The following is a 17,138-nucleotide window of genomic DNA, read 5'->3' on the forward strand; positions in this document are numbered from 1 at the left end:
CGCCTCAGTAACCGAGGCCCTTCTTGCTGTCGTAGATCTTCTGCGGATCATCGGTGGCGGTGTAGAGCTTGGATTCCGTCTGGATCCATTTCGGCGGAACGGTACCCTTGTCCTTGAAGGCCGCGATGGCATCGAGAGCGGGGCCTGCCATGTTCGGCGTCAGCTCGACCGTGGCATTGGCTTCGCCGGCGACCATCGCCTTGAAGATGTCGGGGACTGCATCGATCGAGACGGTGAGAATCTCCTTGCCCGGCTTGAGCCCGGCTTCCTTCATCGCCTGGATCGCGCCGACCATCATGTCGTCGTTGTGCGCATAGACCGCGCAGATCGACTTGCCGCCACCTTCGGCCTTGATGAAGCTTTCCATCACTTCCTTGCCCTTGGCGCGGGTGAAGTCGCCGGTCTGGCTGCGCACCACTTTCAGGTTCGCATGCTTGGCGATAGCGGTGTCAAACCCCTTCTTGCGGTTGGCGGCGACGCTCGCGCCGACCGTGCCCTGCAATTCGACGATGTTGCAGGCCTTGGCGCCGACGGTCTTCGCCAGCCAGTCACCCGCGACCTCGCCTTCGTGAACGCTGTCGGAGGTCACGGCGGTGAGATAGAGCTCCTTGCCGGAGGGATCGATGTCGCGGTCGAGCAGCACGACCGGGATCTTGGCCTCCTTGGCTTCCTTCAGCACCGAGTCCCAGCCGGTTGAGACGACGGGCGCGAGGAAGATCGCATCGACATTCTGCGCGATGAAGGAGCGGATCGCCTTGATCTGGTTCTCCTGCTTCTGCTGCGCGTCGGCGATCTTGAGATTGACCTTGCGCTTGGTGGCCTCCTGCTTGGAGACCGAGGTCTCGGCCGCGCGCCAGCCGGATTCCGATCCGATCTGCGAGAAGCCAATGGTGAGCTCGGCGGCATTCGCCGGCAGCGCGAGCAGCAACGCGGCCGTCGCGCTGGCCGCAAAGAGGGCTTTGACGATCATCAGGCGTGTCTCCCAAAATGTTATCCGGGGGCGCCGATTGGTAGCATCGCACCCACAGGCCGACCTTTGAGGTGGCGGGAGGGACTATTTCACGGAAGTTTGGTTCCGACTAGTCATATTATTTGACTATTGAGGGGGAAAGCGCGCGCGAGCGGATGAGCGACTTCTATGTCACGCGCAGCGCGATTTTATTCCACGGATGCAACGCGGAGATGAACGAAATGATGCGGCAGTTGGGGCGAAGACACTGTCTAGGAGGATGGTGAAAGGCGAACCCGCAACCCCTCCCCCCAATCACCGCGAGCGCAGCGAAGCAATCCTGAGTCTTTCCGGGGAGGGATTCTGGATTGCTTCGCTGCGCTCGCAATGACGGTGGGGAGAGAGTTTCTGCGTCGATCGAGGCAAAGCGACTCGTGGAGAGTCCCCCACATCCGGCGTGCAGTGAGCTAGATCAGCTTGCGCTGCGCGAGATTCTTCATCAGCGCGCCGATGCCGAACGTCCAGGGCTCGCATTCGTCGCTGGCCCGCATGCGGTTGACGAGTTTGCCGAGCTGGGGCGCCGAGATCGTGACGATGTCGTCGCGTTTGTGGGTGAACCCCTGTCCCGGCGCGTCGCGATCCTTAACCGGCGCGAACATGGTCCCGAGGAACAGCACGAAGCCATCGGGATATTGGTGCACCTTGCCGATGGTCTGCTCGACCAGATCGGTCGGATCGCGGCTGATCATGCTGATCGAGGAATGGCCGTCGAGGACGAAACCGTCCTGCCCCTTGACGTTCAGGCTGATGTCGAGCTTGCGGGCGTCGTCGAGGGTAAAGCTGTCGTCGAACAGGCGCAGCAGCGGGCCGATGGAGCACGAGGCGTTGTTGTCTTTGGCCTTCGACAACAGCAGTGCCGAACGGCCCTCGAAGTCGCGCAGATTGACGTCGTTGCCGAGGGCGCCACCGACGATCGTGCCGCGGCTCGAGACGAACAGCACCAGCTCCGGCTCGGGGTTGTTCCAGGTCGACTTCGGATGCAGCCCCGCATCCATGCCGGTGCCGACCGACGACAAGGTCGGCGCCTTGGTGAAGACCTCGGCATCGGGGCCAATGCCGACCTCGAGATATTGGCTCCAGGCGTTCTGGTCGATCAGCACCTGCTTCAGGTGCATCGCCTTGTCCGAGCCCGGCTTGAGCTTCGACAGATCGTCGCCGATCAGCCGGGTCACTTCCTTCCGGATCGCTTCGGCCGAGGCCGGATTGCCCTTTGCCCGCTCCTCGATCACGCGCTCCAGCATCGAGATGGCAAAGGTGACGCCGGCCGCCTTCAGCGTCTGGAGATCGACGGGCGCAAGCAACCACGGTTTTTTCGGATCGCGCTGATCGGGAGGCGTGTTGGCGACGATGGCCTCGAGATCGCCGATGCGCTCGCCCTTGGTCGCGGCAAGCGCCTTCGCCGGATTGTCTTCCTCGCAGAGTGCGCTGACGGTCGGGAATTTTGCGGTGACGTCGAACACACCATCGCCGCGCACGGCGACCACGGCCGGGCCATTCGCCTGCGGCAGCCAGACGCGGCCGACGAGCGTTCCCCGCGTGCCGTCCTCGGGAAGAAGGTCCTTTACCGTCAATGTCGTCATGGGCGTATCCTCGCTCTTTTCGGATCGGCCTCGCTCGCGGAGGCCTATCACATTGGCGAAGACCAATAAACGTCTGGGACGGGAAGTCCAGCGCGGCAGCCCGCCGCGCTTCTATGCCCCCGCCCGCGCTTTTCGGGCCGCAATCTGCTGAAGCGCCCAGCGCGCGTTCTTGCGCACCTCGGGATCGGGATCGTCGGCGATGACGGCAAGGAACGCTTCGCCGTCGTGGTGGGCGATCTCGCCAAGCGCAGCCGCCGCCTCTTTCCGCAGATTGGCCTGCTCATGGTTCACGCAGTTGCCGATCGGGCGCACCGCGCGCTCGATTTTCATTCGGCCAAGGCTGCGGATTGCCTTCAGCCGCACCTGCCAGAACTCGTCACTGAGCGAAGCGATGAGCTGGTCGGCGGCAATCGATCCGTTGACGTTGAGGCCCAGCGTTTCCGCGGCCATCTCCCGCACCATCCAGTCCGAATCCTTCAACGCGCGCGTGATCATCTCGGCCGCGGGCTTCATCTGCGAGAAGGCGAGCGCGCTGACGGCGGCACGGCGCACATGCGCGTCGGGATCGTTGATCAGCGCGGTCAGCGCCGGAATTGATTCCTCCAGCTTGAGGAACCCGATCACGCCGATCGCCTGCACCCGCACGGCGGCATCGGAATCCTGGAGCGCTTCCAGCGCCGGTTTCAGTGTGTCCTTGCAGCGCAGCTCCTTCAGCGCACGCAACGCGCCCATGCGGACGAAGGCGTGGGCATGCTTGACCAGCGGCAGGATGATCTCGGCGCAAGCCGGATCCTTGAACTCCGCCATGCTGTCGGCCGCGGCGGACGCAACGATTCGTTCAGGATCGACGAGCAGCTTCACCAGCGCAGCCGCGGCCTCCGGCCCGTCGAACTCGCCGAGCGCCATCGCGACCTGCTGGCGGACGCCGGCATCAGGATCGGCGACCATTTTGGCGAGATGGCCGACGGCGGCGGGATCGCCGGAATGGCCGAGCGCGATGATCGCGACGCGGCGCTCCCCTGGATCGGTAGCCTGGAGCCGCTCGTCGGCGTCTTCGAGATCGTCGTAGGATTCGAACGGGCTCGACATGGCTACCTCAGGAGATAAGGAATGTTGACGGTGACGGCGCCGGTCGGGCAATCCGCCTCGCAGGGCATGCAGTACCAGCATTCGTCATAGGCCATGTAGGCCTTGTTGGTCATATCGCTGATACGCAGTACGTCGAGCGGACAGACGTCGACGCACACCGTGCAGCCCTTGTCCGCGATGCATTTGGCGTCATCGACGACCACCGGAACCGATGTCTGATAGGAAGCGAGAGGCATCGTATGTCTCCTGTATTTGTGCGGCGGGTCAGGCTGTCGCGCGGATGCGCTGCTTGTCGTAGAGATCCTTCTCATCGTCGGCGATCGGTACGATATAGGGCTCCACGGCACGCTTCTCGCTGGTCATCTTGCCATCCTGCTTGCTGAGCAACGTGTGGCAGAACCAGTTCTCGTTGTCCTTCTCCGGGAAATCCGTCCGCCAGTGATAGAGGCCCCAACGGCTTTCTTCGCGGTAGAGCGAGGCATGCACAGCCATGTCCGCGCAATCCATGATCGACTGGACTTCGAGCGCGCGGAGCAGTTCGTGCGCATTGCGCGCGATCATGCGCTCCTGCATGTCTTCCCTCGCTTCAGCGAGCCGGCGCATGCCGAGCTCGTATTTGCGCGTGACTTTCGGCGGCTGGAGATAGTCATTGACGAGACGCCGCGTCTTGTACTCGATCTGGTTCGGCGGAATACCGTCCTCGCGTTTGGTCGGCGCCATGACGCGGTCACGTTCGCGGGCGACCTCAGCCGCGTCGAATTCCGCGAAGTCGTGATTGTCCGCAAACTCCATCGCGTCGACGCCGGCGACCGAACCGTTGGTGAAGGCGCCGAGCATGTAGTTGTGCGGCACGCTCGCCATGTCGCCGGCGGCATAGAGGCCCGGGACGGTGGTGCGCGCGTTGTCGTCGACGAACACGCCCGACGCGCTGTGACCGGAGCAGAAGCCGATCTCGGAGATGTGCATCTCGATCGACTCGCTGCGGTAGTCGACCCCGCGCCCCTGCTGGAACAGGCCGCGCGTGGGACGTTCGACCTTGTGCAGCGTCGATTCGATCTCCGAGATGGTGTCGGGGTGAAGATGCTTGAGCTGGAGAAACACCGGGCCCTTCCCGGACAACAGCTCGTTGTAGAACTCCAGCATCATCTGGCCGGACCAGTAATCGCATTCGATGAAGCGCGATCCCTCGTTGTTGGCGGTGAAGGCGCCGAAGGGACCGGCGACGTAGGCGCAGGCCGGGCCGTTATAGTCCTTGATTAGCGGATTGATCTGATAGCATTCGAGGTTCGCCAGTGCTGCACCGGCGTGATAGGCCATGGAATAGCCGTCGCCGGAATTGGCCGCGTTCTCGTAGGTGCCGAACATGTAGCCCGAGGTCGGCAGGCCGAGACGGCCGGCGGCGCCCATGCACAGGATGACGGCCTTGGCCTTGATCACCAGCATCTCGGCGGTGCGGGCGTTGACGCTGATCGCGCCGGCGATGCGGCCATCGGCGGATTTGAGCAGCCGCGTCGCCATATAGCGGTTGGAGATCAGGATGCGGGCACGCCGGAGCTGGCGATACAGCGCCTTCTTCACGGTCTCGCCGTTCGGCATCGGCAGCACGTAGGTGCCGATGTGGTGCACCTTCTTGACGGCGTAGTCGCCGTTCTCGTTCTTCAGGAAGCGGATGCCGAAACTGTCGAGTTCCTCGATGATCGAGTAGCAGTTCTGCGCGTATTTGTAGACCGCCTTCTGATCGACGATGCCGTCATTGGCGATGGTGATTTCCTTGGTGTACTGCTCCGGCGTCGCGTAGCCGGGAATGACGGCATTGTTTAAGCCGTCCATGCCCATCGAGATCGCTCCGGAGCGCTTGACGTTCGCCTTTTCGAGCAGGACGACGTTGGCCTTCGGATTCTTCAGCTTCGCCTTCAACGCCGCCATCGGGCCGGCAGTGCCGCCGCCGATAACGAGCACGTCGCAGGAAACCTCCGAAAGTCCGTCGACGATCTGATCTAGTGACATCGCTTGCTCCTGGTCCGCCGGCAGATCCGGCGCCTTTGCATCAGATTTGTTCAGCAGGCGTCCCGGCGATAGCAATTAGTTGTCGCCGGGCTGCGATTTGCGCCTCAGCGCTCGACAAAGGCCTTTTCGATCACGAAATGGCCGGGCCGGCTGTGATTGCCCTCGACAAAGCCGCGCGCAGAAAGCATCGCGGGAAGTTCCTCCAACATCGCCGGGCTGCCGCACAGCATGATGCGGTCGGTCTCGATGTCGAGTCCCGACTGCCCGATATCGTCGAAGAGCTGGTTCGACGCGATCAGGTCGGAGATGCGGCCGCGATTCCTGAACGGCTCGCGGGTGACGGTCGGGTAGTAGACGAGCTTGTCACGGATAAGCGGCCCGAAGAACTCGTGATCTCGCAGGCCTTCCACGAGGTGCTCGCCATAGGAGAGCTCGGAGACCTGGCGGCAGCCATGGGCGAGCACGATGGTTTCATAATTCTCGTAGACGTCGGGGTCCTTGATCAGGCTGGCGAACGGCGCGAGTCCCGTTCCGGTCGAGAGCAGCAACAGGCGTTTGCCGGGAATGAGATTGCCCGTGATCAGCGTGCCCGTGGCCTTGCGGCCGACCAGGATGACGTCTCCCTCCCTGATCTTCTGAAGGCGTGAGGTCAGCGGACCGTCCTGTACCTTGATCGAGAAGAACTCGAGCGCCTCCTCGTGATTGGCGCTCGCCATGCTGTAGGCCCGCAGCAACGGCTTGCCCTCGACTTCCAACCCGATCATCGCGAACTGGCCGTTCTGGAAGCGGAAGCCCGGATCGCGCGTCGCGGTGAAGCTGAACAGGCTATCGGTCCAGTGCCTGACCGACAGGACCGTTTCCCTCTGAAATGCACTCATTGTCTCTCCTGATCTCGATTGCGCACAAGGTTTCGGAGAGACAGGAATCCGGCAACGCCGAACTGAAATTGCCGGTCGATTAGTTTCACATTTCGTGGGCGATGATCGAACAGCAGGCAGCGACGATCAGCGCCGCGCACCCTGCGCCTGGCAATTAGTTGCTATCGCGGCAGTGCTGCGGCAAGGTAGAGAAGGGTCGGAGACACGTCATGACCTTGGTGGGACCGACCGTGGCAGATTACGAAGCAAGCGCCGACCTCGCGACGCTCCGCGTCCGCACCGCTCAGGACGACACGCTGGACTTGGCGGCGGAAACGCTCCGCCTCTCCTGCAAATGCGCCCACTGCACCCGCGCCCGCTTCGACGGCCGCTTTCCCGAGCGGTTTCCAGGCATCGCGATCACCGAGATCGGCGATCTCGGTTACGGGCTGAACATCTCGTTTTCGGATGGGCACAATCGGGGGATTTACCCGAAGCCGTATTTGCTGAGCCTGGTGGGGCGGTAGACGCCACAGGTCGTCTTCCAAGCTTCGCTGTCATTCCCCGCGAAGGCGGGAACCAGTACGCCGCGGCTTCTCGATAGCCCATTGACGTCTCTGGAATACTGGATCGCCCGGTCAAGCCGGGCGATGACAGCGGAGTGAATCTGGCACGGACATTGCTCCTCTTTAGAACGGTTTGAACGTTCCGGAGGCAGATGATGTTGCAGGCGGCGGCCAATGTGGTTCGCGGGACGGTTCCCGCAACGGTCCGGCCTACCGGCGGTTCCTCGCTGCTGCTCACCGAGAACCAGCAATGGATCGGCGGACCGCCGCCCTTGATGGACAAGCTCAGCCAGCGCGAGCGGGAGCTGGTGCTGAAGCAGGGCCGCCGAAAAGTGCTCAACCGTGGCCAGACGCTGTTCAGCCAGGGTGGCAAGCATGACGGTATCTGGCTGATCGAGAGCGGCCGGATCCGGGTGTTCTACACCTCTCCGCTCGGCCGCGAGATCACGCTGGCCTATTGGCATGTCGGCAATTTCGTCGGCGGGCCGGAAGTGTTCGAAGGCACCGTGCATCAATGGTCCGGCGTTGCATCCAGCAATTGCAGCGTGGTGCATCTGCCCGGAAAGGAGCTACGATCCCTTGCGGTCGAGATCCCGAACCTCGCGATCGGCCTGATCGAAGGCCTGACCTTCAAGGGCAAGTGCTATTCGGCGCTGGCCCAGATGTTGGGAACGCGCTCGATCACACAGCGCCTTGCGCATCTGTTGCTGCATCTCGTCGACCTCTATGGCGTCGATGACGCCGACGGCCGGGTGATCGCGGCCGCCTTCACCCATGCCGATATCGCCCACATGGTCGGTGCCACCAGGCAATGGGTCACGATCAGCCTGAAGCGCATGCAGGAAAAGGGAATCGTGCTGACCAAGCGCTCGCAGATCGTGGTCTGCCGGTCCGACGTGCTGGAAGAGATGCGAGGGCAGGCGGCCGACTGACCGAGCTTGCGACCAGGGCCGGTGCCCATGCAAGCGGCTTAATAGTGCAGGACTGCCCAAGGAGTATGCAATCAACTTTTCCCGGCAACTAATCGACTGTGGCGCTCATTCCGGATTTGCCCTGCCCACGCCCTCACCCAATCATGGCAACCACAGCACATCCAACCGAATGAGGATGAGAATGGTCCGCCATCTTCCCACGCTCTCGATCGCGATGTCGGTGACGTCGCTGGCGCTTCTCCTCGCGCAGCCGGCCGCGGCGGAAACCGTCACGCTGGGCATCGGAACGCAGGACACCACGACCAACACGGTGACCGCCGGCGTCGTCATCCGCCAGCTCCATCTCCTCGAAAAATATCTGCCGAAAGACGGCAAATACGCCAACATCAAGTTCGAGCTGGAGTGGCAGAACTTCACCTCCGGCCCGCCCGTCACCAACGCGATGATGGCCAACAAGCTGCAGATCGGCATGATGGGCGACTATCCGCTGATCGTGAACGGCTTCACTTTTGACAGCAATCCCGAGAGCAAGAGCCGGCTGATCGGCATCGCCGCCTACAGCCTGTCGGGCTCCGGCAACGGCATCGTCGTTCACAAGGATTCGCCCTACTACGATCTCGCCGATCTCAAGGGCAAGCTCGTGAGCGTGCCGTTCGGCTCGGCCGCACACGGCATGGTGTTGAAGGCGATGCAGGACCGCGGCTATGCATCGGATTTCTTCCAGCTGGTGAGCCAGAGTCCGGAGGTCGGCTCGACCAATCTCCAGGAGAAGAAGATCGACGCGCATGCCGACTTCGTTCCGTTCGCCGAGTTGCTGCCGTTCCGCGGTTTTGCGCGAAAGATCTTCGACGGCGTCGAGACCAATCTCCCGACTTTCCACGGCATCGTGGTGCGAACCGATTTCGCCGAAAAATATCCCGAAGTCGTCGTCGCCTACTTCAAGGCGGTGATCGCCGCCAATCAATGGCTGCGCGACGATCCCAAGCTCGCCGCCGAGAAGATCCAGGAATGGACCGGCATCAGCAAGGAGGTCGTCTATATCTTTCTCGGCCCCAGCGGCAACATGACGACCGATCCCTCGATCAAGCCGGCGCTGATCGACGCTGCCACGGCCGACGTCAAGGTGCTGCAGAACCTCGGCCGGATGAAGGAGTTCGACCCGAAGAAATGGGTCGACGACAGCTACATCCGCAAAGCCTATGCCGAGATGAAGCTCGACTATGACGCGCAGCTTGCGAGCACCAAGAACTACGAGATCTCCGGCGACGATTCCTTCTGCAAGAAACCGATCGCCGATCCGCGCAAGGCCGGCGAGGTCTGGGTCGACGATTCAGGCATCGTGCCCTTCTCGTCAGCCAGCTGCACGCTCGGGGCATATGCCGACTACAAAGCCAAGGGCAAGAAGATCAACGTCGCCTACGTTTTCGATACAACCCGCGGCATCAAGCTGTTCGCCGACCAGGCTTTCTTCGCGGTCGGCAATGGCGAGGTTGCGCCGTTCCTGTTGAAAAAGGACGCCGAAGCCTATGCCGCCAAGATCAGCGGCAAGGTGCTCGGCTTCGACGACGCGGTGAAGGCGGCGGTCGGCGGGGGTAAGACGTGAGCAGTCCCGCCCTCCGCAGACATTCCGAGGACAGCATGCCGGCAAGTGCAATCGCGGAGGCAAGCGCCATGCCCGCCTCCACTCCACCTGCATCTCCACCCTCCTTCGGCACGCTCGCACTGCGCTGGTACCGGCTCAACCGCGGCGGGCTGCGTGCGACCGCGATTGGCATCATCTCCCTGGTCACCTTTCTGCTGGTCTGGCACCTGCTGACAACCTATCGCGTCGTGTTCTTCGTGCGCTTCACCAACGTGCCCTCACCGCTCGCCGTCTATGCGAGCTTCACCAAGGCGATCCACGATCCGAAATTCCTGCTGCACGTCCTCTTGAGCTGCCGTCGCATCTTCTTCGGTTTCTCGCTCGCGGCGATCGTCGCGGTGCCGCTCGGCCTGATCATGGGCCGCTTCAAGCTGATCCACGAGATCATCTTCCCAGTAGCGGAGGTGCTGCGGCCGATCCCGGCGATTGCCTGGGTGCCGATGGCCATCATGCTGTGGCCGACCAACGAGCAGAGCATCGTCTACATCACGTTCCTCGGATCGTTCTTCCCGATCCTGGTCAACACGCTGCACGGCATGTCGCTGGTCGATCCCGTGCTGGTGCGTGCCGCGCAATGTCTCGGCGCGCGGGAGCGCTCGATCTTCCGCGATGTGTATTTTCCGGCCTCGCTCCCGCACATCTTCACCGGCCTCACCGTCGGCATGGGCGTGGCCTGGGTGTCGCTGATCGCTGCCGAGATGATCTCCGGACAGTACGGCATCGGCTATTTCACCTGGGAGGCCTATTCGCTGGTCCAGTATGCCGACATCGCGCTCGGCATGATCGCGATCGGCGTGCTTGGCCTCGGATCGAGCATGTTGATCCGAGGCGCCGGACAATTGGTGATGCCGTGGAGGTCAAGATGAGTGAGATCGTTGTCAAGGCACCGCAGGGCCATATCGAGGTCAAGAACTTCTCCCTCAGCTACGACAGCATCGAGGGGCCGGTCGAAGCCGTCGCCGATACGCAGATTCATGTGAAGCCTGGCGAGTTCGTCTCGATCGTCGGGCCCTCCGGCTGCGGAAAGTCGACGCTGCTCAACGCGGTTGCCGGCTTCCTCAAGCCGACCACGGGCATCGTCACCGTCGACGGCGAGAAGGTGAACGGCCCCAGCGCGGAGCGCGGCATGGTGTTTCAGCAATATTCGCTGTTTCCCTGGAAGACCGTGCGGGAGAACGTCGAGTTCGGCCTGAAGATGCGCGGCATGCCGCGCTCGCAGCGCGAGCGCGCCGCCCGCACGCTGCTGGGACTCGCGGGCCTCGAAGCCTTCGAAAAGCATTACCCCGAGAAACTCTCAGGTGGCATGAAGCAGCGCGTTGGCATCGTCCGCGCGCTCGCGACGGGACCCAAAGTGTTGCTGCTCGACGAACCCTTCGGCGCGCTCGACGCGCAGACCCGGGTCATCATGCAGCAGATCCTCACCAACATGTGGCAGCGGCTGAAGATCTCGGTGCTGTTCGTCACCCACGACATCGACGAGGCGATCTTCCTGTCCGACCGTGTCTACTGCATGACCGCACGCCCCGGCTCGATCAAGGCGGAGATTCCGATCCCGCTGGAGCGGCCGCGGCAGCAGTCGATGATGATGTCGTCGGAATTCCTGGCATTGCGCCGCGGACTGATGTCGCTGATCCGCGAGGAGAGCATCAAGGCGATGGGCGGCGAGCTCAACGACATGGGCATGCAGGGGCTGAACATCGAGCTGCACGGGCATTCGCTCGCGGATGTGATTTAGGGATCCTCGACTTGCGCGCTGACTTCCTTCTCCCCTTGTGGGAGAAGGAAGTGGAGTATGCGCAGCAGCTTGCCTTACTTGAACCAGTGCACCAGCGCGATGCTAATGCCGAGCAGCAGCAGTAGCGACAAGGTCACGGCCGCCGTCACCCGTCCCCCGACATTGGCAAGCACCTTCACATCGACGCCGAGGCCAAGCGCGGCCATCGATACCACCGTGAGAAAACCCGTGATCCGCGTGATCGGGGCAATCACCGTGGACGGCACGATCTCGAGCGAGCGCAAGGTCGCCAGCGCAAGGAAGCCGAGGATGAACCACGGGACCAGGCGGAAGAAGCCGACATTGGTCTTCTTGGCATCGCTGTGCCAGCGCGACGCCGTCAGCGAGAGGCCGACGACCACCGGCCCGAGCATCAGCACGCGCATCAGCTTGACGAGCGTGCCGATCTGCGTCGAGACGAGTCCCGCCGGCACCGTCGCAGCCAGCACCTGCGGCACGGCATAGACAGTGAGGCCTGCAAGGATGCCGTATTGCGTAGCCGATAGCTGCAGCAGCGGAATTAGCAGCGGCAGGCCGAGCACCATCATCACGCCGAGGATCGCGGTGAAGGAGATCGAGGATGCGATCTCGTCATTGTTGGCGCCGATGATCGGCGCCACCGCCGCAATCGCCGAATTGCCGCAGATCGAGTTCCCGCAGGCGATCAGGATCGAGAGCCGCGTCGAGAGACCAAGCAGCCGGCTGATGCCGAAGGAAACGCAGAGCGCGACCACAACGACGGCCGCGATCGAGGCCAACAGCGCGACGCCGGACGCCGCGATAGCAGCGAAGCTGATCGAGGCCCCCAGCAGCATGACGGCGACTTCGAGCAGCTGCTTGGCGCTGAAGGCGATGCCGGACTGCCAGCGCGGCGCGGGCTTCCAAAAGCTGCGCACAGCCATGCCGAGCAAGATCGCCATCACCAGCGCCTCGACATAGGGATGTTCGAAGATGCCCAATTCCGCCCGTTCGAGCAGGGCCGAAACGCCGGCCACGGCGATGCAGAGGAGGATCCCGGGAATCAGCGCGACGATGCGGCTGATGGCCGTGGTCCGCTTGGCGTCGGCCGGGCTGGATGCTTGATTCTGCGACACAAATCTCTCCCCAAGGAGAAGGATTTATACGCAGCGCCATCCGATTGGGAAATAAGTTTTCGACATATCAGGGCCGAGGGAAGTTCTATCCTCAATCCGGAATAATCTGGCTCGGAAGATCAGGCGCCCGTTGGAAGATCAGGCGCGCCTTAGAAGATCAGGCTCTTGGCCAGCGAGGCGACGCGGCTGAAGCCGTCATAGACGCCGGGCTCGAAGAAGGCCGCGCGCGCCAGCACGATACCGGCGACCAGCGACCAGAACAGCCCGGTGCCGACCCGCAGCAGCAGCTTTGACCCGCGCGAGCGCGGCTGGGTGTCCGTTGCGGACACCAATTGCTCGCCGAAAGGCTCAAACCTGGTGCGTTCCATAGCAGTCAATCCATCAATTTCTGATGGAAATGTCGTCGTTTCGGCCCCAAACAGCAATGGAAGCGATTGGCTTTTTTGCCTCCCGAAGAGGAAACTCCTTCCGCCGGACGGACCCGGGGCAATAGTTTTCTTCTTCCGGCCTATTTGAGCACCGGCGCCACGGCGAGTAGGTAGCGCCGCGCGTATGAAAGGAATCTGCCAATGCCAAACCCCCGCGTGCGCGTCTACACCGACTACAAGAGCCCCTACGCGTTCGTGGCCAACAAGCGCCTATTCGAACTGCAGGAGACGCACGGCGTCGAGCTCGAATGGCTGCCCTATACGCTGCGCGTTGCCGAATTCATGGGGACCGTGGAACAGCGCACGCCGCATTTCTGGCGCAAGGTGCGCTACGCCTATATGGACGCCCGGCGCTATGTCAATGCGCAAGGGCTCATCATGAAAGGGCCCCGGCGGATCTACGACGCGTTCTATTCCAGCGTCGGCATGCTGTTCGCCCAACAGCACCGCTTCTTCCGTCCGTATCACGACACGGTGTTTCGTCGGTTCTGGAGCCATGAGCTCGAGATCGACGATCTCGCCGCAATCACGGACGTCATCACGTCCTGCGGTGGCTCGGCCAGCGAGTTCGAAGCCTACGTCCATGGCCCCGCACGCGCCGAGCATGACCGCATCATCGACAAGGCCGAAGTGCTCGGCGTGTTCGGCGTGCCGACCATGGTGTTCAACGGCGAGCTGTTTTGGGGCGGCGACCGCATCGACATGTTGATCGAACGCATCGAGAAGCCCGGGACGATCGAGGCAGCTCTCGGCAGCCGCCATCGCAAGCCGGCATGAGCAGCAACGCTACGCCGCTAGCCCGCTCTCCACCGGAGCGAACTCCAGCCCGAGGCTCTCCGCCACCGCCTTGTTGGTGATACGGCCGCGATGCACATTCAGTCCGTTGCGCAGATGTGGATTTTCCAGCACAGCAGCAAACCCCTTGTTCGCGAGCATCAAGCCGAACGGCAGCGTCGCGTTGTTCAGCGCCTGGCTCGACGTCACCGGCACCGCGCCGGGCATATTGGCCACGCAATAATGCACGATGCCGTCGACAAGATAGGTCGGATCGGCATGCGTGGTCGGGTGCGAGGTCTCGAAGCAGCCGCCCTGATCGATCGCGACGTCGACCAGCACGGCGCCTGGGCGCATCGATGTCAGCATCGCACGCGTGACGAGCTTGGGCGCACTCGCGCCCGGCACCAGTACCGCGCCGATCACGACGTCGGCGGCGAACACCTCCTCCTCGACCGACTCGATGGTGGAGAAGCGGGTGCGCACGCGTCCGACAAAGAGATCATCAAGCTCCCGCAACCTTGGAATGGAGCGGTCGATCACGGTGACTTCGGCGCCAAGGCCCGCGGCCATGCGCGCGGCTTGCGTTCCCACCACGCCGCCGCCGAGCACGACGACCCGCGCCGGCTGCACGCCAGGGACACCGCCCAGCAGCAGCCCGCGACCGCCAGCGGAGCGCTTGAGCGCGGCGCCGGCGGCCTCGATAGCGAGGCGGCCGGCGACTTCGCTCATCGGCGCAAGCAGGGGGAGGTGACCGGCCGCGTCGGTGACGGTTTCATAGGCGATCGCAGTACAGCCGGAGGCGAGCAAACCCCTGGCCTGTTCGGGATCCGGCGCAAGATGAAGGTAAGTAAACAGGATCTGGCCTTCGCGGAGCTGGGGCCACTCGCTTGTCTGCGGCTCCTTCACCTTCACGATCATGTCGGACTTCGCGAAGATGTCGCGCGCGCTCTCGGCAATGGTGGCCCCTGCCCGCCGGTAGTCTTCGTCGGAGGCGCCGATGCCGCCGCCCGCACCGGTCTCGACCGTCACCTCGTGCCCCGCGGCGACATATTCGCGGACCGCACCCGGGGTGAGCCCGACGCGATATTCCTGCACTTTGATTTCCTTGGGCACACCGACGCGCATCCCGGGCCTCCTTGTGATTCACCTCATGATCGTAGCGACGTGCCCTGTTTGGTTTCGTGCAAATATCCGCTAGCTTTGGCCTCCCTGCGCCGGTTTCCGGCGCGCAAACGCCCTTTCACGCTGGAAACGAAACCTTGGCCCTCGACAGGAAAGATCTCGCCATCCTCGCGGAGCTCACGACCAACGCGCGGGCCAGTCACACCGAGCTCGCGCACAAGGTCGGGCTATCAAGCACCGCGCTCGCGCGGCGGCAGAAGGCGCTGCAAGACGACGGCTATATCCAGGGCTATCAGGCCACGCTCGACCTCGCGCAGTTCGGCCTCACCACCACGGTGCTGGTCCGTATCGCGCTGGAAAGCCAGAGCGATGAGGCGCTGAAGGCGTTCGAGGCGGAGGTGGTGAAATGCCCGTCCGTCGTGCGCTGCTTCCTGATGTCGGGGACCGACGACTACATCCTGATCGTGCTCGCCCGCGATATCCAGGATTTCGAGCGCATCCACCGCATGGAGCTGTCGCGCCTGCCGCGCGTCGCGAGGGTACAATCGAGCTTCGCGCTGCGCGAAGTTGTCGACCGCGCCGTGCCGAATGTGGTGTTCGGCGAAGCAAAGCGCTGACCGCAACCTCTCGGAAAGGCGAACTGCTGGCAAGGAACCAACCGGTCGGTGGTCCGTTGGGCGCTATTGGCCGGCGGAGGCGTGCCCCCGCGTCAACACGGCTGACGTCCGGCACGGTCGCCGTCGCAGGGAGCAGGACATGGGCGATGTCACGCATCAGATTTCCGAACGCATTCCGATCCATCTTGTCGTCAACGGCGTCAGTCACACGCTCGATCTCGTGCCATGGACCACATTGCTCGATGCCTTGCGGGACCATCTTGCACTGAGCGGCACCAAGAAGGGCTGCGACCATGGTCAGTGCGGCGCCTGCACGGTGCTGGTGGACGGCCGGCGCGTCAATTCCTGTCTCACGCTCGCCGTCATGAAGGACGGCGCGGAGATCACGACTGTCGAAGGTCTTGCCAAGGATGGCGCGCTGCATCCCCTGCAACAGGCGTTCATCGACCATGACGCCTTCCAGTGCGGCTATTGCACGCCGGGACAGATATGCTCGGCGGCCGGACTGCTCGCCGAAGGCCGTGCCAAAGATACCGACGAGATCCGGGAGCTGATGAGCGGAAACCTTTGCCGCTGCGGCGCCTATCCAAACATCGTCGCCGCCATCCAGCAGGCAATGGGCCAGCCATGAACAACTTCCAGTACGCTCGAGCCACTGATGTCGCCGACGCCATCCGCTTGCTCGCCGCCGGTCCCGGCGCCAAACTGATTGCCGGCGGCACCAATCTGATCGACCTGATGAAAGAGAATGTCGAGCGCCCCTCCCGGCTGATCGACATTTCCCGCCTGCCGCTCCGCAAGGTCGAAGAGACGCCCGACGGGTCCTTGCGCATCGGCGCCTTGGTGCCGAACTCGGACCTCGCCTATCATCCATTGATCGAGCAGCGCTATCCCCTGCTCGCCAGCGCCATCCTGGCCGGCGCCTCGGCGCAACTGCGCAACATGGCATCGGTCGGCGGCAATCTGATGCAACGAACGCGCTGCGCTTATTTCTATGACACGGCCACGCCGTGCAACAAGCGACATCCCGGCAGCGGCTGCTCGGCAATGGACGGGCTGAACCGCAACCATGGGATCCTGGGCACGAGCGCCGCCTGCATCGCGACCAATCCATCCGACATGAGCGTGGCGCTCGCCGCGCTCGATGCGCTCGTGCACATCGCGGGTCCCTCCGGCGAACGCACCATCGCGCTGACCGATCTCCATCGGCTGCCCGGCGACAAGCCTCATGTCGATACCAATCTCGGCACCGGCGAGATCATCACCGGGATTGAGCTTCCGCCGCGCGGCTTTGCTCAAAACTACAGCTATCTAAAAATTCGCGACCGGATGTCTTATGCTTTTGCTTTGGTCTCGGTTGCCGCCGCGCTCGAATTGGAGGGCAACGCGATCAGCGGGGCACGCGTGGCGGTCGGCGGCGTGGCTCACAAGCCTTGGCGCAGCCTCGAGGCCGAAGCTACGTTGCGCGGCCAGGCCGCAACGCCCGATCACTTCTCGCACGCCGCGGATCTCTTGCTCCAGGGAGCAACAGCCCGCTCACATAACGGCTTCAAGGTCGAGCTCGCACGCCGCGCCATCGTGCGGACGCTGACACAGGCGGCGAACGCCACGCCGCAATCTCAGGCGCACAAGAAGATCGCGTGA

18 protein-coding genes are annotated in these 17,138 nt (G+C 63.0%); 9 read left to right on the top strand and 9 right to left on the bottom strand.

All coding sequences use genetic code 11. From position 1 onward, the window contains the following. Window positions 1-4: 4 nt before the first annotated feature. From ytfQ to IVB36_RS33345, 6 genes are all read right to left on the bottom strand, one after another. Window positions 5-970 carry a galactofuranose ABC transporter, galactofuranose-binding protein YtfQ gene (gene ytfQ, locus IVB36_RS33320; protein ID WP_018458617.1) on the bottom strand — a complete coding sequence of 322 codons (966 nt, stop codon included), beginning with the start codon at window positions 968-970 and terminating at the stop codon, window positions 5-7. A gap of 446 nt (window positions 971-1,416) precedes the next feature. Next, on the bottom strand, window positions 1,417-2,589 hold the full coding sequence (locus IVB36_RS33325; protein WP_026233621.1) for a fumarylacetoacetate hydrolase family protein: 1,173 nt from the start codon (window positions 2,587-2,589) through the stop codon (window positions 1,417-1,419). A gap of 111 nt (window positions 2,590-2,700) precedes the next feature. Beyond that, complete coding sequence (locus IVB36_RS33330; protein ID WP_247394450.1) at window positions 2,701-3,678, bottom strand: HEAT repeat domain-containing protein; 978 nt, start codon at window positions 3,676-3,678, stop codon at window positions 2,701-2,703. 2 nt (window positions 3,679-3,680) lie between these two features. After that, complete coding sequence (locus IVB36_RS33335; RefSeq protein ID WP_007593252.1) at window positions 3,681-3,914, bottom strand: ferredoxin family protein; 234 nt, start codon at window positions 3,912-3,914, stop codon at window positions 3,681-3,683. Between the two features lie 28 nt (window positions 3,915-3,942). Further along, entirely contained in the window at window positions 3,943-5,685 is a 1,743-nt protein-coding gene (locus IVB36_RS33340) for a fumarate reductase/succinate dehydrogenase flavoprotein subunit (protein ID WP_247394453.1), read from the bottom strand. Between the two features lie 104 nt (window positions 5,686-5,789). Continuing rightward, complete coding sequence (locus IVB36_RS33345) at window positions 5,790-6,563, bottom strand: ferredoxin--NADP reductase (RefSeq protein WP_018458612.1); 774 nt, start codon at window positions 6,561-6,563, stop codon at window positions 5,790-5,792. A 209-nt stretch (window positions 6,564-6,772) separates the two neighbouring features. Here IVB36_RS33345 and IVB36_RS33350 point away from each other — a divergent pair, with 209 nt between their 5' ends. The 5 genes from IVB36_RS33350 (at window position 6,773) to IVB36_RS33370 (ending at window position 11,417) form a co-directional block, all read left to right on the top strand. Beyond that, on the top strand, window positions 6,773-7,069 hold the full coding sequence (locus IVB36_RS33350) for a gamma-butyrobetaine hydroxylase-like domain-containing protein (protein ID WP_018458611.1): 297 nt from the start codon (window positions 6,773-6,775) through the stop codon (window positions 7,067-7,069). Between the two features lie 194 nt (window positions 7,070-7,263). Further along, on the top strand, window positions 7,264-8,040 hold the full coding sequence (locus IVB36_RS33355) for a Crp/Fnr family transcriptional regulator (protein WP_198293387.1): 777 nt from the start codon (window positions 7,264-7,266) through the stop codon (window positions 8,038-8,040). Between the two features lie 181 nt (window positions 8,041-8,221). After that, complete coding sequence (locus IVB36_RS33360) at window positions 8,222-9,643, top strand: ABC transporter substrate-binding protein (protein ID WP_162496366.1); 1,422 nt, start codon at window positions 8,222-8,224, stop codon at window positions 9,641-9,643. Between the two features lie 68 nt (window positions 9,644-9,711). Next, on the top strand, window positions 9,712-10,548 hold the full coding sequence (locus IVB36_RS33365) for an ABC transporter permease (protein ID WP_162496367.1): 837 nt from the start codon (window positions 9,712-9,714) through the stop codon (window positions 10,546-10,548). Further along, window positions 10,545-11,417, top strand: a complete 873-nt coding sequence (locus IVB36_RS33370) for an ABC transporter ATP-binding protein (RefSeq protein WP_026233618.1) — start codon at window positions 10,545-10,547, stop codon at window positions 11,415-11,417. The genes IVB36_RS33365 and IVB36_RS33370 overlap by 4 nt, the downstream gene beginning before the upstream one ends. Window positions 11,418-11,491: 74 nt before the next feature. Here the strand turns inward: IVB36_RS33370 and IVB36_RS33375 are convergent, their stop codons facing one another. Together IVB36_RS33375 and IVB36_RS33380 are read right to left on the bottom strand one after the other, a co-directional pair. Next, window positions 11,492-12,550: a putative sulfate exporter family transporter gene (locus tag IVB36_RS33375; RefSeq protein WP_085352331.1), complete on the bottom strand. Its 1,059-nt coding sequence runs from the start codon at window positions 12,548-12,550 to the stop codon at window positions 11,492-11,494. 149 nt (window positions 12,551-12,699) lie between these two features. Then, window positions 12,700-12,918: a hypothetical protein gene (locus IVB36_RS33380; RefSeq protein WP_007593267.1), complete on the bottom strand. Its 219-nt coding sequence runs from the start codon at window positions 12,916-12,918 to the stop codon at window positions 12,700-12,702. A gap of 201 nt (window positions 12,919-13,119) precedes the next feature. On the opposite strand from IVB36_RS33380, the gene IVB36_RS33385 reads away from it, so the two are divergent. Continuing rightward, entirely contained in the window at window positions 13,120-13,755 is a 636-nt protein-coding gene (locus IVB36_RS33385) for a DsbA family protein (RefSeq protein WP_247394457.1), read from the top strand. A gap of 9 nt (window positions 13,756-13,764) precedes the next feature. Here the strand turns inward: IVB36_RS33385 and ald are convergent, their stop codons facing one another. After that, on the bottom strand, window positions 13,765-14,880 hold the full coding sequence (gene ald, locus IVB36_RS33390; protein ID WP_247394461.1) for an alanine dehydrogenase: 1,116 nt from the start codon (window positions 14,878-14,880) through the stop codon (window positions 13,765-13,767). 134 nt (window positions 14,881-15,014) lie between these two features. Here ald and IVB36_RS33395 point away from each other — a divergent pair, with 134 nt between their 5' ends. From IVB36_RS33395 to IVB36_RS33405, 3 genes are all read left to right on the top strand, one after another. Further along, entirely contained in the window at window positions 15,015-15,494 is a 480-nt protein-coding gene (locus IVB36_RS33395; protein ID WP_018458603.1) for an Lrp/AsnC family transcriptional regulator, read from the top strand. Window positions 15,495-15,633: 139 nt separating this feature from the next. Then, window positions 15,634-16,125 (top strand): (2Fe-2S)-binding protein, encoded by a 492-nt coding sequence (locus IVB36_RS33400; protein WP_018458602.1) that lies wholly within the window; start codon window positions 15,634-15,636, stop codon window positions 16,123-16,125. After that, window positions 16,122-17,138 (top strand): xanthine dehydrogenase family protein subunit M, encoded by a 1,017-nt coding sequence (locus IVB36_RS33405; protein WP_018458601.1) that lies wholly within the window; start codon window positions 16,122-16,124, stop codon window positions 17,136-17,138. The genes IVB36_RS33400 and IVB36_RS33405 overlap by 4 nt, the downstream gene beginning before the upstream one ends.

The sequence above is a fragment of the Bradyrhizobium sp. 35 genome (assembly GCF_023073215.1).
Classification (GTDB): Bacteria; Pseudomonadota; Alphaproteobacteria; order Rhizobiales; family Xanthobacteraceae; genus Bradyrhizobium; species Bradyrhizobium canariense_D.

Bases quoted from the DNA above. Each gene is read 5' to 3' on its own strand.
- IVB36_RS33350 (WP_018458611.1), top strand. From the start codon at position 6,773: ATGACCTTGGTGGGACCGACCGTGGCAGATTACGAAGCAAGCGCCGAC.
- IVB36_RS33335 (WP_007593252.1), bottom strand. From the start codon at position 3,914: ATGCCTCTCGCTTCCTATCAGACATCGGTTCCGGTGGTCGTCGATGAC.
- IVB36_RS33355 (WP_198293387.1), top strand. From the start codon at position 7,264: ATGTTGCAGGCGGCGGCCAATGTGGTTCGCGGGACGGTTCCCGCAACG.
- ytfQ (WP_018458617.1), bottom strand. From the start codon at position 970: ATGATCGTCAAAGCCCTCTTTGCGGCCAGCGCGACGGCCGCGTTGCTG.
- IVB36_RS33370 (WP_026233618.1), top strand. From the start codon at position 10,545: ATGAGTGAGATCGTTGTCAAGGCACCGCAGGGCCATATCGAGGTCAAG.
- IVB36_RS33365 (WP_162496367.1), top strand. From the start codon at position 9,712: ATGCCCGCCTCCACTCCACCTGCATCTCCACCCTCCTTCGGCACGCTC.
- IVB36_RS33405 (WP_018458601.1), top strand. From the start codon at position 16,122: ATGAACAACTTCCAGTACGCTCGAGCCACTGATGTCGCCGACGCCATC.
- IVB36_RS33325 (WP_026233621.1), bottom strand. From the start codon at position 2,589: ATGACGACATTGACGGTAAAGGACCTTCTTCCCGAGGACGGCACGCGG.
- IVB36_RS33330 (WP_247394450.1), bottom strand. From the start codon at position 3,678: ATGTCGAGCCCGTTCGAATCCTACGACGATCTCGAAGACGCCGACGAG.
- IVB36_RS33340 (WP_247394453.1), bottom strand. From the start codon at position 5,685: ATGTCACTAGATCAGATCGTCGACGGACTTTCGGAGGTTTCCTGCGAC.
- IVB36_RS33345 (WP_018458612.1), bottom strand. From the start codon at position 6,563: ATGAGTGCATTTCAGAGGGAAACGGTCCTGTCGGTCAGGCACTGGACC.
- IVB36_RS33385 (WP_247394457.1), top strand. From the start codon at position 13,120: ATGCCAAACCCCCGCGTGCGCGTCTACACCGACTACAAGAGCCCCTAC.
- IVB36_RS33380 (WP_007593267.1), bottom strand. From the start codon at position 12,918: ATGGAACGCACCAGGTTTGAGCCTTTCGGCGAGCAATTGGTGTCCGCA.
- IVB36_RS33360 (WP_162496366.1), top strand. From the start codon at position 8,222: ATGGTCCGCCATCTTCCCACGCTCTCGATCGCGATGTCGGTGACGTCG.
- ald (WP_247394461.1), bottom strand. From the start codon at position 14,880: ATGCGCGTCGGTGTGCCCAAGGAAATCAAAGTGCAGGAATATCGCGTC.
- IVB36_RS33400 (WP_018458602.1), top strand. From the start codon at position 15,634: ATGGGCGATGTCACGCATCAGATTTCCGAACGCATTCCGATCCATCTT.